This is a genomic window from Nonomuraea sp. NPDC003754, assembly GCF_053605785.1.
Genome location: NZ_JBSGJX010000079.1, coordinates 1 through 15,320 on the forward strand (window position 1 = coordinate 1; position 15,320 = coordinate 15,320).

Here is a 15,320-nt window from a genome sequence, read left to right on the forward strand (position 1 = left end):
ACGATTACCAAGACCTGGGTCGACGCCGGCTTCAAGACCCAGTTCGCCGAGCATGCCGCAGCCCTGGGCATCGACGCCGAGATCGTCCCCCGCAATCCCGACGTCAAGGGCTTCCACGTGCTCAAACGCCGCTGGGTCATCGAACGCACCCTTGGATGCCTGATGCTGCACCGCAGGCTCGCCCGCGACTACGAGACGTTGCCCGCAAGCTCCGAAGCCATGATCCACATTGCGATGATCGACAACGTCAGCAAGCGTGTAACCGGCGAAACCACACCATGAACCGCCCCGGCTTTGATGGAGAGCTCAGGGGTTGATTCCAACGGTTTCGTTGGGCTGGCGATGAGCGTAGTAGAGGGCTTCGTACTCCGCCGGCGGGAGGTTGCCGGATGGCCGGGATCGACCACAGTGGTGCGGATCTTCTTGCCGCGGCGGGCTCCTTGCAGGCCCAGGGCACGCATCCGCCGCTCGACCGTGCACCGGGCGACCTGGTGGCCCTCGCGCAGCAGCTGCCGCCAGACCTTCCGAGCGCCGTAGACGCCGTAGTTGGTGGTGTGGATGCGCCGGATGTGGTCGTCCAGCTCGGCGTCGCTGAGGGCTCGGGCCGAGGGAGTCCTGTTCTTGGCGGCGTAGTAGGTGCTGGGCGAGATGGCAAGGCCGTGCTCGGTCAGCACATGGCAGATCGGCTCGACACCGAACAGGTCGCGGTGTTCGTCGATGAAGGTCACGAGTGCGTGTGTGGCCGGTCGAGCTCGGCGCCAGCAGCTCGACCTCGGGCCGGGGCCGAGCGCTGGGGGTCAACAGTCAGCTGGTCCGCTCTGAGCGGGTGAACGATCTCGGGGGTAGGCTTCCTTGTTTTCGGGAGGGTTGGCCGCGAGGTGCTGTCGCACCGTCGCTCTTGTCAGGAGGGCTTGGAGTTGGGTGTGCTCCGGGGCTCCGGAGAGGGCGGGTGTGCCGTTGATGACGAACGTGGGGACCTGGCGGACGCCTAGCCGGGCCGCACGTTCCTCCTCGGCCCGCACGTTGGCGGCGTAGGCGTCGGTGTCGAGAACGGCGCGGGCGGCGCGGGCGGGTAGGCCGGCCTGTAGCGCGAGGGCGTGCAGGATCTCGGGGTCGGCGATGTTGATGTTGTCGGCAAGGTGGGCGTGGAAGAGGCGTTCGACCATGGCGTCGGCCAGGCGGTGGTCGGCGGCCAGATGGATCAGGCGGTGGGCGTCGAAGGAGCTGACCGGGCGGGCGGTGGCGGGATTCAGGGCCAGGCCCTCGGCCTTTCCCAGCCGCTGGATCCGCTGGAATGTCGCGGTGAGGTCGGGCGGGCTCAGGTTGAAGCGTCGCGCCATCATCTCGGCCAGGGTGGCGCCGGGAACGGTTGGCTGGTCGGGGCGGAGTTCGAAACTGCGCCAGGTGACGCGGACCTCGTCGAGCTGCTCAAGGACGCGGTCCAGGCGCTTCTTGCCGATGTAGCACCAGGGACACATCACGTCCGACCAGATCTCCAGGTCAATCACGGGTCTGCTCCTTGAGGAACAGGGCCAGGACCAGTCCGGCGGTCAGGACGCAGCCGACCACGACGAAGACGGTGTCCATCGCGCTGGCCATGCCGTCCAGCACGGGGTGGGCGAGGCGGGCGTCGAGGTGGTCGAGGTAGGAGGTGTCGTTCAGGTTGATGCCGGATCCGCCGTGCAGGCTCGCCACCACCTCCTGTGCGCTGGGGTCGCCGGTCACCGCGGGATCGTGCAGGGCCGACTGGACCTCCGGGGTGCTTTTCGCCTGTTGGAGGGCGGCGGGGATGCGGTCTTCGGCGAGGCCGAACAGGAGCGACAGATAGATCGCGGTTCCCGCGGTCCCGCCGATCTGGCGGAAGAAGGTGTAGGAGGCACTGGCCGCACCCATGGTCCCCGCAGGTGCCGACGCCTGGATGGCGATCAGCATGACCTGGAAACACAGGCCGATGCCCAGCCCCATGACGGCCGTGATGAGGCCGGTGAGCCACAGCGAGGTGCCGGGAGTCAACTGCGCGAAGGCGAACGCGCAGCCGGTCATGACGGCCAGGCCGAGCAGAAGCAGGCCCTTGTAGCGGCCCGTACGGGTGACGAAGGAGCCGCACAGACGGCCGGCCGCGACGATTCCCAGGGTCTGCGGCATCAGCATCAGCCCCGCCTCGGTCGGGGAGAGGCCCTTGACGATCTGTAGGTAGAGCGGCAGGACCGACAACCCGCCGAACACGCCCATGCCGACGACGACGTTCACCGCGTTGCTCATCGTGAACAGCGGGCTGACGAACAGCCGCGGCGGTAGCAGCGCCGCGTCGCCCATCCGCCGTTCGACCACAACGAACCCCAACAGCCCGGCGGCGCCCACACCGGTCAGGACCAGCGTGCGTGCCGACGCCCAACCCCAGCCGGAACCCTGCTCGGCCACGAGCAACAGGGGCACCAGCCCGAGCAGCAACGTCACCGCGCCGCCAAAGTCGATGCGGTGGTCGGCGCGGGTGTGCGGCAGCCGGTAGAGCGTCACGACCAGCACCAGGGCGACGATGCCGAACGGCAGGTTGACCAGGAACGCCCAGCGCCAACCGGCCACCCCCAGGAAGCTGCCCATCCCGGCGAACAGCCCGCCGAGCACGGGACCGGCCACGCTGGAGATCCCGAACACGGCCCCGAACCATGCCTGGTACTTGCTGCGCTCCCCGGGCGGGAGCATGTCGGCCAGGATCGCGAACGCCAGCGCCATCAGACCGCCGGCGCCGAGGCCCTGCACGGCGCGGAAGGCGGCCAGCTCGTACATCGACTGCGCCGCCGCGCACAACAGCGAGCCCAGCAGGAACAGCGAGATCGAGACCAGGTAGAGCGGCTTGCGGCCGTAGATGTCCGACAGCCGCCCGTACAGCGGCGTCGACACCACCCCGGTGATCAGATACGCGGTGGTCGCCCAGGCTTGCAGCGTCAAACCATCGAGTTGATCAGCGACCGTCCGCATCACCGCGGCGACGATCATCTGGTCCAGCGCGCCCAGTAGCAGGCCGAGCATCAGCGCGGCCATCACCGCCGCCACAGCACCGCGGCCGAGCGGAGCCGCACGATCTGGCGAGGCAGGTGGGGCAAGGGATGCGTTCACGAGAAGATTCCCTCCATTAGTTAGGTTCCATACAATATGGATCCTAACAGTAAGTGTCCATACAGTGAGGGTCTTGACTGTTAGGCTCCATACATGAGAACCGAGGCTGAACAGGTGGAACAGGCGGTCGCCGGACTGTTCGCGGCGTTCCGACGCAAGCGCGGTCGCGAACAGGCCAGCGGCGATGACCTGTCCGGAACACAGCTGCGCGCACTGGACGGCCTGGCCGAAGCGGGGCAGGCAACCGCCCGCCAGCTGGCCGACTACGCCGACGTCACCCCGGCGACCATGACCGGCATGCTCGACGTCCTTGAGGCCAGGGGAATCATCAGACGAGAGCGCAGCCTCACCGACCGGCGCGCCGTGCTGATCGTGCTGACCGACCGCGGGACCGAGACCGTCACAGAGGCGCGCGAACGGTGGCGGCAACGCTGGCAGGAAGCGATGTCCGACGTGCCCCCCGAGGACCTCCAGGCGGCAATCCGAGTCCTCGGCAAGGTCGCCGACATCTTCGACCAGACGTAACGAGGCCGGACTCTGACGCGACTGGCTGAGCGCCGCTGTTTCTGCCTCGGTACCGGTCGGGCCCGGTTCCCCGGCGGCGCGCTGATCGGGTACGCCCGCGTGTCCACCCGCGACCAGCGCCTGGACCGCCAACTGGCCGCGCTCACCGCGGCGGGCTGCATCCGCATCTTCGCCGACAAGAAGTCGGGCAAGAACGCCGACCGCAGTGAGCTGTGGGCCTGCCTGGACTATCTGCGGCCCGGCGACACCCTGGTCGTGCCGTCGCTGGACCGCCTCGGCCGCTCCCTCCAGGACCTCATCGCCATCGTGGCGGGCCTGCGCAAACGCGGCATCGGGTTCCGCTCCCTACACGAGGCCCTGGACACCACCACCGCCGGCGGCCGCCTGGTCTTCCACGTCTTCGCCGCCCTGGCCGAGTTCATCCGCGAACTCATCATTGAAGGCACCAACGAAGGACTGGACGCCGCCCGCGCCCGCGGCACCCGCCTGGGCCGCCCCCCGGCGATGACCAGCGACCAGGTTCTCGGCGCCACCGGAGCATCTGCGTCACGCCGGGCTGCAGGGGGCGAGCGCGGCCAGGCACTCGCTGATGCCGCCTGTGTTGCCGCTCGCGTTGTGCGCAACGATCGTCCCGATCCATCGCGCCTCTGGTCCGCGGCGCTGGTACCTCGTGGGTACATAGAAGACCCCTTTACCCGGCCTTCATGGTGTGGCTGGTGACGGCCACGGCCGCGGGCCTCGGACCATAACCCACTCTCGGGCGAGGACTCCATCACATTGGCCTGCGGCAACGCCCCACTTTGGGGCTCATGACGCGCGTCTCCATCCGGTCAACACGGTGGCTATGTCGGTGACAACGGGAGCCACATATCGCTCTCTTTGAGAGCCGTGGTACGGCTCTCGGGCCGGGCTCATGCCGGCGAATTCGAGAGCCACTCTGGCCTTCCTCGTTGCCGAGTATGGCCGTCGCTCGCCGACGGCGGGGTCGGCAGCTATCGAGGAAGGCCGGAGACTGCCAGTGAGTCGGCCGAGCTGTCGAGGTGGCTCCCGAACTCACCGACACGGCACTCTGGCCGAGTCGATCAAGAGAGCCAGCCATCAACATTCGGCTCCGGTTCTTACCGACATAGCCAACACGGACGCCTTCAGGTCGGCGATTCGCTTCGGATCGGTGATCGGATCTGGCACGGTACGCAACGGTGCCGCTTGGGCCAGGGCCTGATGGGCTCGGTGCTTGTTGTAGAACTTTTCGTACTCGCGCAGGGCGTGCCGTAGGTGGCGTTCGTTCCAGATCAGGCAGCGGTCGAGACGCTCTCGGCGGCACGACTGCACCCATCGTTCCATGACCGCGTTCATGCGCGGCATCCGGATACCGGTGAGCACGGTCTGGATGCCGGCGTCGGCGAGGATCTCGTCCATGAGGGCCGGGAACTTCGCATCCCGGTCTCGGATCAGATAGCGCGCCCGGCAGCCCGCCTCGTCCAGATCCATCACGAGATTCTTGATCGCCTGGATGACCCAGCTCGCGTTCGGGTGCGCGGTGGTGCCCAGCACGCGCACGCGCCTGCTGGCGTGCTCGTTGATCGCCAGGATGTACTGGCGCTGCCCGTTCAAGGTGATGGTCTCGATGAAAACGCAGGCCAACAGGGCGCCGGCCTGCGAGCGCAGGAAGTCGGCCCACGTGGTCGACGCCCTCTCGGATGCCGGATCAAGCCCTTCTTGCTTGAGGATCTCCCAGACCGTCGACGCAGCCACCTTGATGCCGAGTGCGGTGAGCTCGCCATATACTCGCCGATATCCCCCACGATGGATTTTCGCGAACCAGTCGCAGGATAGGACGCGGATGGAGCGGACCGTGGGCGGGCGCCCACGCCGGTTCGGCCGGCAGGTACGGGCATGACGCCGCTTCATCAGATCGCGATGCCAGCGCAGAACGGTGTCCGGGCGGACGAGGAGCCGCAGTCGGCGCAGGACTTCACGAGGCAGTGGTGCCAGGAGCGCGGCGAGAAAGGCTCGGTCCTCGGGCGCGAATCTCACCCTGCTGTCGGCGCCGAGTTGCCGTTCAAGCACGGTGATCTGATGGCGCAGGGCGAGTATCTCGATGTCCTTGTCCCGATCGCCCATGGGCAGCAACCGCAGCGCGGCGAAGGCGTTCGTGACGGCGAGATAGGCCAGGCGAAGCAGCACGGCCGATCATCATGCCGCACAGATTGTCTTTGCTGGTGACCGAAGATTGCCCAGGCCAGAGAAGAATGCCTGCAAGACCAGCGACCTGGCCGGATGACATTTTCGGCAGGCGCAGAGCTGGGCCAGGTGCTCGCCGACATCGTCGGACAGGCTCAGGCCCGCGAGCACGGTCCGCCCACCGGTTGGACGGGGCGGCGAACACGTCGCGCCAGTTCAGGGCGCGGTGCATTCGAGCCTGGGCGCCCGAAGAGTAATAATGTCGACAGAGTTTTCGCCGCCACCTCGGTATACCGTGATCCCGTCCGGTTGCTCGCCACACCAGGCAACCGCGATCAACGCGCCTTTGGAATCAATGGTGACACCCACACCGCCAAGCCTCCCTCGTCGTACAGCCCACGAGGCTCGGCATCGCCGCTACAGCTAGGATGCCAACCGCAAAGACACGAGAAGTACGTCCCAGGGCTGCTATGAAAATGGATAACCCCATCCTCCCCCACCTTGCTGACGTCCGCCCGGAGCCGGATCTACGTGCCGTTGCCAGCTGGGCCGGACGCCAGCGGCCTACAAGATATCCACACGACCCGAGCCGGTGCGAGCGCTGGCTGAGGACTTCGCACAGGAGCTATCTGCTCCGTCTATGAAATTGAGGACACCGCCCACACATAGATAATTCTGGCGATTCCCAATACCCAAATAATGGCCGACGGCAGAAAAACCCACTTGCGGCGTGCCAAGAAGGGCTGCAGAGACACCAACACCATAGCCAGGGAGGCAAATAGAGTCACTGCTAGCACATTAGCCAGCGACACTGGATTATAGGTGCCTGGATCCGCTGCGGAATAGGTTTCCAGGTCAACAACATAGCTAAACCAAAGCATAGCCAAGCTCAGCAGGTAGCCCACAACTCCCAACACCCAAGCAACAGTTCGCATCGATCACCTCCCGAAGCTCTGCGTACAGCTGGCACGCATGGCCGAATCCACCTGCTCTACACACCCAGCATCTTACCGACGCCCGCCCGATTGATCATTACCCACTCCCCGTAAGTCTTTCCTCCACTCCTGTAATGCGGGTTATATATGTTGGCAATATCGGACCACATTTTAACCCATTGCGCCTCGGTCACGGGATCACGCTTGCCTTGCATGTAGGTATCCCGGTAGTCCGATAGATGCTTGGCAGCAATGAAGATCGATTGGATTGGGTCCTCTAGTGCGGTAATAATGAGCCTGACCTGGGCGACATTAAGCTTGTTGGGGTTATATCCTAGAGTTCGCGCCGCAACTCTGATGGAAATGTTCAAGGCGCCCAGACTTGTGTCCAACCACTTCCCTCCAGCAATGCGGGTGTTCGGCGCCATGCTTCGGATGTTGGCAGCAACCTTCTCTAGATGCTCCCACTTCTTTCCAACCTCGATGTAGGCGACTCCCCCCAGCACTACTGCTGGAATATTGAAGAGTTTGGCGGCACCCTTGATCACTTCTGCAAAGTGTGTGACCCATTCGCCCTTGAACTTATTCAGTTTCGCCCAGTCGACACCGTCTACCTTTGCCTTGGCCCAATCTATGAAACCCCAATCAGGGGCGTCATCCTTATACTTCTCATACTTCTTTGCAGCGTTGTAGATCTTCCGGTGAGTCGGCGACATGTAGCAGCCGTCCGATGCGATACCGGTAGTTCCTCGCGTGTTAGGACCACAGGGGGGCGGGGATCCAGCAGCGCCTGCCTGTGCCGTCGCACTGCCCGTTTCGAGAAGTGAACTAATCCAAACCTCTAGAATAGTTTTATTGTCATAAACCGGGCTATACTTGCCCATAAAGTCATTCTGTGTTACAGCTTCCGAATCCCAGAAGTCCTGTTCAATATCGCTGGGGACGGGCCTGCCATTAGGCATGTATTTGCGGCCGAGGCGTTCGATCTCCGACTCGGAGAGTCCGGGGCCGTAGAGCCAGTCGTAGCCCGGCGCGTTGGTGAAGTCGCTCCACCATCGCGCATGGGAGGCCGTCTCGTGGCAGATACTGCCTCCACCCATGCCGCCGACGCAGCCTCCGCCCGCCCATCCGGCTTCCCTCAGCGAGCCTCCTGGCACTGTGGAGTGCCCCGTGGGGTCGATGCCGGTGAGCGGTGAGGCATTGGCATAGGTGTAGCGGTTGGCCTGCACGGACGGGCTTGGGGCCAAGGTGGCGGTATCACGGCTGGCGAAACCACCGGTGCCGGGCTGGTACCAGCGGGCGTGCATGTTCACCTTGCCAGTGTCCGGGTCTGTGTACTCACCCTGGTACCCGAGGCTGCGCTCGGCCCCGGTCCGAGCGGTGACCTGGCCGAAGGGATCGTAGGCGGTGGATCCAACAAGAGCGCTGGCGTTGAAGGTGGCGACCAAGTCGCCGTGCAGGTCGGTCAGAGCACTCACCGCCGCGCCGCCGCCTTCTTGGATGCCCAGGACGCCGCCGGTGAGGTCGCGGCCGTACTTGGCCTGGGCGGCGCCGGTGTTGTCGGTGATGGTGGCGATGTCGTTGGCCAGCCCGGAGTAGACGTAGTGCTGGGTGGCTCCTGCCTTCGCGCGGCTGGTCAGTCGGCCGAGCGCGTCGTAGGTGTAGGCGAGTTCGCCGTCGTTGACAAGCTGGTCGAAGGCGTTGAACGTCAGGTTGCGGGAGGTGCCGCCCTTCGTCTCGGTGGCCAGGGTGCCGCGAGCGGTGTAGGCGTAAGTGGCGCCGTCGCCCGCTGTCAGACGGTTGCGCTCGTCGTAGGTGAAGGTCTTGTCACCGGCCTTGGTGCGGTTGCCGGAGGCATCCCACTCGTAGGTCGTGGTGGCGCCGCCGGGGGCGGTCCAGGAGGTCAGGCGTTCGGCGTGGTCGTAGCCGTAGGTGTTGGTGCCGGCGCCGGCGGTGCCTGCGGTGGTCTTGGTGGTGAGGTTGTCGTCGTTGTCCCACCCGTAGGTGATCTTGGCGAGCTGGGTGCCCGCGCCGTTGTTCAGCGTGTGGGTCTTGACGCGGTCGAGCTCGTCGTAGGTGTAGGCCTGGGTGCCGGCCTGGCCGGTGGTCGGGGTGATGGAGGTGAGCCGGTCGGCGTTGTCATAGCCGTAGGTCAGGGTACGGCCGGTGACCGGGTCGGTCGTGGTGGCGACGCGGTTGGCGTTGTCCCAGGTGAAGGCGGAGGTGCCGGCGGCGTCGATGCGCTGGGTGGGGTTGCCGAGCGCATCGTAGCTGTAGCCGGTCTGCTGCGCCGCGCCACGCTTGATGGTCAGCGGCAGGCCGCGGTCGTTGTAGTCGACCGTGAGATCCCCGATGGTGATCTGGCGGCCGGCGAGATCGTAGCCGAAGGTCCGGTCCGAGGTGAGGGTTTCGGCGCCGCTGCCGCTCTCGGTGACCAGCCGGTTGAGGTGGTCGAAGACCCGGTCGATCCGCACCCCGCCCGGCTGGACGGTGGCCGTCTCGTTGCCCATCGCGTCGTAGACGCTAGTCCAGGCGCGGTCGGCCAGGTTGGGGTGCGCGGTGGTGGACGGCTCGATGACTGTCTCCTGGAGGCCGAGGCTGTTGTAGCTGGTCCAGGTGGCGTTGCCGCGGCCGTCGGTGAGCCGGGTCCGGGCGCCAACGGCGTCGTAGCCGAAGCTCGTGGTGATCGAGTCCGTGGCCGAGACAGGTTCGATGAGCGAGGTGACCCGGTTGAGCGCGTCGAAGGTCTGTCGGGTGGTGCGGCCTTCCGGGGTGGTGGTGCTGGTGGGGTTGCTCGCGGCGTCGTAGCCGTAGCCGGTGGTGCGCAGCACCGTGCCGGCGGCGTTGAGGTCCTTGACGCTGGTCTTGCGGCCGGCCAGGTCGTAGTCGGTCAGGGTGGCGTTGCCCAGCGCGTCGGTGATCTTCGCGATGCGGCCAGCCAGGTCGTAGGCAATCGTGCTCTTGTGGGTGAGCGGATCGATCTTTTCGGTCGTCTCGCCCGCCGCGTTCACGGTGAAGGTGGTGGACTTGTTACCGGGCAGGATCTTCTTGGTCAGGTGTCCGGCGGTGTTGTACTCCATCCGCGTGGTGTAGATCGCGCTGGACGGCTTGCGCTCGATCTGCGTGGACGTGACCTGCCGTCCCAGATCGTCGTAGGTGCTTTCCACTCGGGCGCCGGTCGGGTCGACGACCGCGAGCGGCTCACCGAGCAGGTCGTACTCGGCGACCCACCGGCCCGGGCTTTGCCCTTCCGGCGCCGGGTCAGTGGTCCAAACCTGCCGGCCCAACTGGTCGTACTCGAACCCGGTGACATGACCGCGCGCGTCGGTGGTGCTGAGTACCTGCCCCGCCTTGTCGTAGGAGTTGCTGGTGGTGGGCGTGATCGGTGCGCCGCCTGGCGGCGTGTAGGTGGGCGCGGTCGTCGCGACCGGCCTGCCGGCCTTATCGAAGGCCACCGTGGTGGTGCGGCCTTCGGCGTCCCTGATGTGGGTCTTGTCGCCTGAGGTGTTGTAGCCCACCAAGTGGGTCGGCCGGGTAGTAGCGGCCGACCCGGCCTTGTCTACCTGCACTTGCGGAGCCATGGTCTCGATCAACCGGCCGAAGGCGTCATAACGTAGGTTGGTGGTGAAGTCGGCCGGGTTGGCACCGGAGACGCTGCCGCGCGGGTCGGTGATCGCGGTGACCAGGCCGCGGTCGTCGTAGGACAGTTCGGAGACCAGGTCCTGGCTGCCGTTCTCGATCGTCTCCCGGGTCACCTGACCGGTCTTGTTGTAGGCGAACTCGGTCACTTCGCTGCGGCTGGTGTCCGCCGCGGTCAGCGTCTTCTTGGTGACGTTGCCGACCGCGTCGTAGACGAAGCTCGTGGTGCGGGCCAGGTTGGCCGGATCAAACGTCTGCGAGGACAGACGGCTGGCCGCGTCGTAGACGAAGTCGGTGGTGGCCAGGCCGCCGCCGTTGATCTGCTGGGTCAGGTTGCCGGCCGGGTCGTACTCGGCTGACTCCAGCACCACATCCGCTGGGGTGGTCGAGCCGTTCAGCTTGGCGTCATCGGCGACCTTCTGCTGGAGCCGGTTGTCCATCCAGTACACGTAGGCGGTCTTGCGGCCCATCGCGTCCGCGGTGGACGCCAGGCGTCCGCCCGGGTCGTAGCCGCGGGACTCGAGCACCACGTCGGTGGCCGGTTGCGGGTTGACCGGGCTGCCGGTCCATCCCTTCAGCGTGCGGGTGGTGGGCTCGCCGCGCTTGCTGTAGCCCTGCTCGATGACGGTGCCGCGCGGGTCGGTCTGCCGGGTGGGCCAGCCGCGCGTGTTGTAGTCCTGCTTGGTGACGCCGCCTTCCGGGTCGGTGACGGTGGCGGCGCGGCCGAAGTCGTCGTAGGTGTAGGTGGTGACCCGTTCGGCATCGCCGCCGGTCAGGTCGGCAAGCGTCACGGTGAGCGGGTGACCGTCCGGGTCGTAGCTGTGCCGGGTCTGCGCGGTGTGCGTGACACCGGAGATCTCGTTCTTCACCCCCGGTGCGGTCTCGGTGGTGATCCGGCCGAGCGCGTCGTAGGCGAAGGTGGTCTTCACCCCGTTCGGCTGGGAGTCGGAGATCTCGGTCTTGGCGGCGATTCGGCCGAGCGCGTCGTGCTCAAACCGAGTGATCAATCCTTCCGGATCGGTCTGCTCGGCCAGGTCGCCGGCCTTGGTGTAGGCGTAGCTCCAGGTGGCCGAGTTCGGGGTGGTCTTGGTCTTCAGCAGGCCGGCCGGCATGGTGCCGCCGCCGATCGCCGACTCGCTGCCGTCGGTGTAGGTGAAGGTGGTGGAGCGGCCTTGCGGGAAGTCGGCGGTGGCCGGGGTGGTCTGCTTGGTCTGCTCGCCGTAGCTGTTGTACTCCGACGTGGTGGCGTAGGTGGGGTCGTCATCGCCGCCGGAGCGGCCGTCGCGGCGGGCCAGCAGCCGGTCGTTGCGCGGGTCGAACTGGTCGTTGGCGTTCAGGTAGTAGGACCAGAACTCGATCGCGCACTCGCCCGGGGCGCGGCAGTACTTGCGGGCGATGGTGTTGCCGCGCTTGTCCTGGAAGATGTCGTTGGCGATGTTGTTGCGGTCGATGACCTTGGTCAGGTAGCCGGCCTGGTCGTACTCGTACCAGGTGGTGAAGTTCAGCTGGTCGGTCTCCCCGCGGATCCGGAACCCGCGCCAGGCGTCATACAGGTATTGGAGCTTCTCGTTGGCCGGGTCGGTGACCACCACGAGCGCCTCGCCGGACTGCTGCTCGGTCGAGATGTCGCCGATCTTCCACAGGCCGCCGTGATTGTCGGTGTGCGTCGCCAGGCGGTCGGTGCGCTCGTCGTAGGTGTTGGCCGCCCACACCCGCCCGGATGGCAGCGTGACGGTGGACAGCTTGTGCGGCACCGCGGTGCGGGCGGCGTAGTGGCCGGCGATCTCGGCGGCGGTCAGCGGCTTGCCGTAGACGGCGAACTCATCCACCTGGCCCTGCAGCGGGAAGGCCTGCGTGCCGGCCGGGACGGCCAGCGACGTGGCCGCGTTGGTCACGCCGTTGCCGACGGTGGCGTACTGCCGCCACTCGTTGACCTGCCCGGTCGCGGTGCCGGCCTGCTGGCCGTCCAGGAACAGGGTCTGGTTCTGCCCGGCCACGGTCAGCACCACGTGGTGCCAGGCGCCGTCGTTCACCACGCCGGTGCTGCTGATCGGGGCGGCGACGGTGCCCAGCGAGCCGCGCAGCTTGCCGTCGGTGCCCACGTACAGCATCGGGCCGACCGCCACCCCGCTGGACTCGCTGGTGCCGGCGGCGAGGATCACGCCGGAACCGCTGGTCTTGAACCAGGCCTCCACCGACATCTGGTCGGCCACGTGCGGGATCGCGTTGGCCGGTAGCTTGACCGCCGCCCCGGCCTTGAACCCTGCCGCGGTGTCCGGGGTACCGGAAAGGGCGCCCGGCTCGCCGAGCGTCACCGCCTGGTAGGTCGCGTTGCCGGCGCCGGTGCCCAGGTCGGCGGCTGTGGTACCGGTCGTCTCGCCGAGCCGCCAGTAGCCGAACGGGTCGGAGTTGAGCACGCTGCTGCGGTACTGCGAGCCGCTGCCGTAGCCGTAGCTGGTGCAGTTCGGCGCCGCCACCGGCGCACACACCTGCGTGAGCCGGTCACCGTCGTAGGTGTAGGTCCACGTCAACGCCGTCCCGTCGACCGGGTCGCTGGAGACGCTGGTGACGTGGTTACCGGTCCAGCCGAAAGTGATCGACCTGCCGCCGGCACCGGTCGCCTTGGCCAGCTTGCCGTCACTACCGTAGGTCAGCTCCTGGCTGCGGCCCCGCTGGTCGGTCACCTTGGTCAACCGACCGGCGCTGTCGAACAGGTAGACGGTGGCGCTCTTGTCCATCAACCGCCACGTCCCGCCGCTCTCCTCGGCCAGCGTGGCCTGCATGCCGGGCGGCGGCTGGAACGTGCCGTTACCGTTGGCGCGAAAGCGCACCTGACGCCCGTCGGGGTAGGTCACCAACGCCGAGACGCTGCTGCCGCGCACCTCGCGCAGCACCTTCATGTCCCAGCGGGTCGACCAGCCGGCACCGAAAATCCCGTCGGAGCGCGGGTCCATGCTGTTGTAGGTGCGCACGACCGCCAGCGGCGGCCCGGCAGTGGCCACGGTCAGGTCGGTAGCTGTGGTGGTGTAGTTACCGGACTGCTGGTCGAACTCCTTGCCCCCGATGCCCGGGGTGGCAAGCTGCGAGGTCACCGCGGGCTGGCGCACACCGGTCACGAAGGTCAGACCCGTAGTGGTCAGCGTGGCGCCGTCGTAGGAGTCCTTGACGGCGACCTGCCACCAGTACTGCGTACCCCACGACAGCTTCCCCGCCGGAACCGTCCACTTGTTGGCGTTGCCCGCCACATACCCGGAGCTCGTGCAGCCGGTGCCGGTCATCGCCTCGTTGTCGCAGATCGTGAACGAGTAGGAGACCGCATAGTTGCCGTTGCTACTCTTACCCCACGCCCGCAACGTCGGCGTCAACGAATCCACCAGGTAGCCCGGCTTCGGATACACGTCCACCAGCGAGGGCGACGCCAGCATCGCATCGGCGGCTTCGGCCCTGGCCACACCCGAGGCAAGCCCCTCAGTATTCGTTTCCACGGCAGCCGGGGTGCGGTCCTCCGCGGGAACCGCTTCCTCTGGCACCTTCGGGTTGGGTACCCACGCGCCCGGATCTGCGGTGGCTGAGGTCGACGAAGTCGCACTCGTCGGCACCAACGCCGGGAATCCGGCAGCTGAGCCGGCGGCCTGCACAGGCGCGAGCGCCTCGCCCGGCGCCACGGTTCCCGTCCATCTGACCTGGGCGATCGCCTCGGCCGACGCCGGAAGCGTCGATAACGCGATCAACCCAGGAACTGGCCACCGCCACAGCGCCGCATAGCAGTCTCGCGCGCCGTCCCTCGACACCAGACCAGCGCGAACCCATACGACGCATGCGCCATCACACTCCGAACCACAACGAGAGGCGACCTTGCGATCACCGGACGTCGCTCCTGCCGTGCGGCTCAGAGCGTGCTATTGGACCGGTCCTGACCGTAATCTTTGACCCGTTCCGCAACAAGATCCCGAAATATCACAAAATGATCTCGCGACATGCCTATGCATGCACCCTCCGTAGTAAGGCATGGCCCCGGTCTGTACTCGGCAGCTCGTTCCTCATAGATTCGGCCGCAAGGTCGTCGGACTGCGCCGGTCGACAAGGCGCGGGCGCACTCCACAGTGGACCCGCCAGCGCGTTTCGTCTCCTCGGCTTTGGAGCCACGCGTCAACCCGGCGGCCAGGCCGTACGCGCCGCCTCCTATCGCACTCAAGTCCGGCGGCCTCGAGTAACAGGCAGACGACAAATGATCTTGCTTGCATGGACAGCAGACCGCATGGGTGTACTCATGCCGAAGCACCATGATCTCGACATCCTTGGACGCCCGACCACGCCCAAGCAACATCAGCCAGCCAAACACTCGAATCAAGGTCAGGTACAGCAGACGAACCGACACAGGCCGCGATCTTGCCCGCGAGCGGCCTGAAGGCCAAAACCACAGATCAGGCACTACCCGATGAGATATGAAGCGGCACACCCTCAGGAACCAGAAGCACCTTCTCCAGGCGCTGCGTGAATTCGAGACGTTCTATAACGAACATCGGCCACATCGGGCGCTCCAGCAGGCAGCTCCGCTCCGAGCACTTCCTGATCCAAGCACAGACGCTGCCCCGGTCACGCCGCTCGACATTCGCCGACGCGACCGACTGGGCGGTGTCCTCAGGGAGTACCACCATGCGGCTTGACCTGGCCGGATGAATAATCGGCACCCGCAACCGCCGTCCGGTCTAGCGGATCGCTCAGCCTCTGCGCCACGATCGTCCTTCAGAACGTGCGCCTTTTTGGGATCATCGGCACCGACAGGCGAAGATCTACGACGCGAAAGAGGTGCCATGCCCGACCCCCTGCACGACGGCGATCCGACCCTCATCGGCTCCTACCGGCTGCACGCGAGGCTCGGCGGGGGAGGAATGGGGCAGGTGTTCCTGGGCCGTTCCC

Annotated in this window: 8 protein-coding genes and 1 pseudogene; 3 read left to right on the forward strand and 6 right to left on the reverse strand. The window is 66.3% G+C overall.

Annotated elements, in window-relative coordinates; genetic code table 11:
* A partial coding sequence (locus ACWEVS_RS44595) for a transposase (protein WP_452557115.1) occupies positions 1 to 282 on the forward strand: 282 nt, incomplete at its 5' end.
* 116 nt (positions 283 to 398) lie between these two features.
* Here ACWEVS_RS44595 and ACWEVS_RS44600 read toward each other — a convergent pair.
* From ACWEVS_RS44600 to ACWEVS_RS44610, 3 genes and pseudogenes are all read right to left on the reverse strand, one after another.
* Positions 399 to 764 (reverse strand): annotated as a pseudogene (locus tag ACWEVS_RS44600) (IS3 family transposase); the annotation flags it as partial.
* 33 nt (positions 765 to 797) lie between these two features.
* Complete coding sequence (locus tag ACWEVS_RS44605; RefSeq protein ID WP_452557117.1) at positions 798 to 1,508, reverse strand: DsbA family oxidoreductase; 711 nt, start codon at positions 1,506 to 1,508, stop codon at positions 798 to 800.
* Positions 1,501 to 3,054, reverse strand: a complete 1,554-nt coding sequence (locus ACWEVS_RS44610) for an MDR family MFS transporter (RefSeq protein ID WP_452557119.1) — start codon at positions 3,052 to 3,054, stop codon at positions 1,501 to 1,503. The genes ACWEVS_RS44605 and ACWEVS_RS44610 overlap by 8 nt, the downstream gene beginning before the upstream one ends.
* Before the next feature lie 177 nt (positions 3,055 to 3,231).
* Here ACWEVS_RS44610 and ACWEVS_RS44615 point away from each other — a divergent pair, with 177 nt between their 5' ends.
* Both ACWEVS_RS44615 and ACWEVS_RS44620 read left to right on the forward strand, forming a co-directional pair.
* Positions 3,232 to 3,642 carry a MarR family winged helix-turn-helix transcriptional regulator gene (locus ACWEVS_RS44615; RefSeq protein ID WP_452557121.1) on the forward strand — a complete coding sequence of 137 codons (411 nt, stop codon included), beginning with the start codon at positions 3,232 to 3,234 and terminating at the stop codon, positions 3,640 to 3,642.
* Between the two features lie 84 nt (positions 3,643 to 3,726).
* Positions 3,727 to 4,362, forward strand: a complete 636-nt coding sequence (locus tag ACWEVS_RS44620) for a recombinase family protein (RefSeq protein WP_452557129.1) — start codon at positions 3,727 to 3,729, stop codon at positions 4,360 to 4,362.
* 378 nt (positions 4,363 to 4,740) lie between these two features.
* On the opposite strand, the gene ACWEVS_RS44625 is transcribed toward ACWEVS_RS44620, so the two are convergent.
* The 3 genes from ACWEVS_RS44625 to ACWEVS_RS44635 form a co-directional block, all read right to left on the reverse strand.
* The gene (locus ACWEVS_RS44625; RefSeq protein ID WP_452557123.1) at positions 4,741 to 5,829 is read right to left on the reverse strand and encodes an integrase core domain-containing protein; all 1,089 of its coding nucleotides are present in this window, start codon (positions 5,827 to 5,829) and stop codon (positions 4,741 to 4,743) included.
* Positions 5,830 to 6,464: 635 nt separating this feature from the next.
* Positions 6,465 to 6,761, reverse strand: coding sequence for a hypothetical protein (locus ACWEVS_RS44630; RefSeq protein ID WP_452557125.1), 297 nt, complete (start codon positions 6,759 to 6,761; stop codon positions 6,465 to 6,467).
* A gap of 56 nt (positions 6,762 to 6,817) precedes the next feature.
* Complete coding sequence (locus ACWEVS_RS44635) at positions 6,818 to 14,065, reverse strand: RHS repeat-associated core domain-containing protein (protein ID WP_452557127.1); 7,248 nt, start codon at positions 14,063 to 14,065, stop codon at positions 6,818 to 6,820.
* Between the last annotated feature and the right edge of the window lie 1,255 nt (positions 14,066 to 15,320).

Excerpts from the sequence above, each read along its gene's own strand:
- ACWEVS_RS44630 (WP_452557125.1), bottom strand. The coding sequence starts at position 6,761 with ATGCGAACTGTTGCTTGGGTGTTGGGAGTTGTGGGCTACCTGCTGAGC.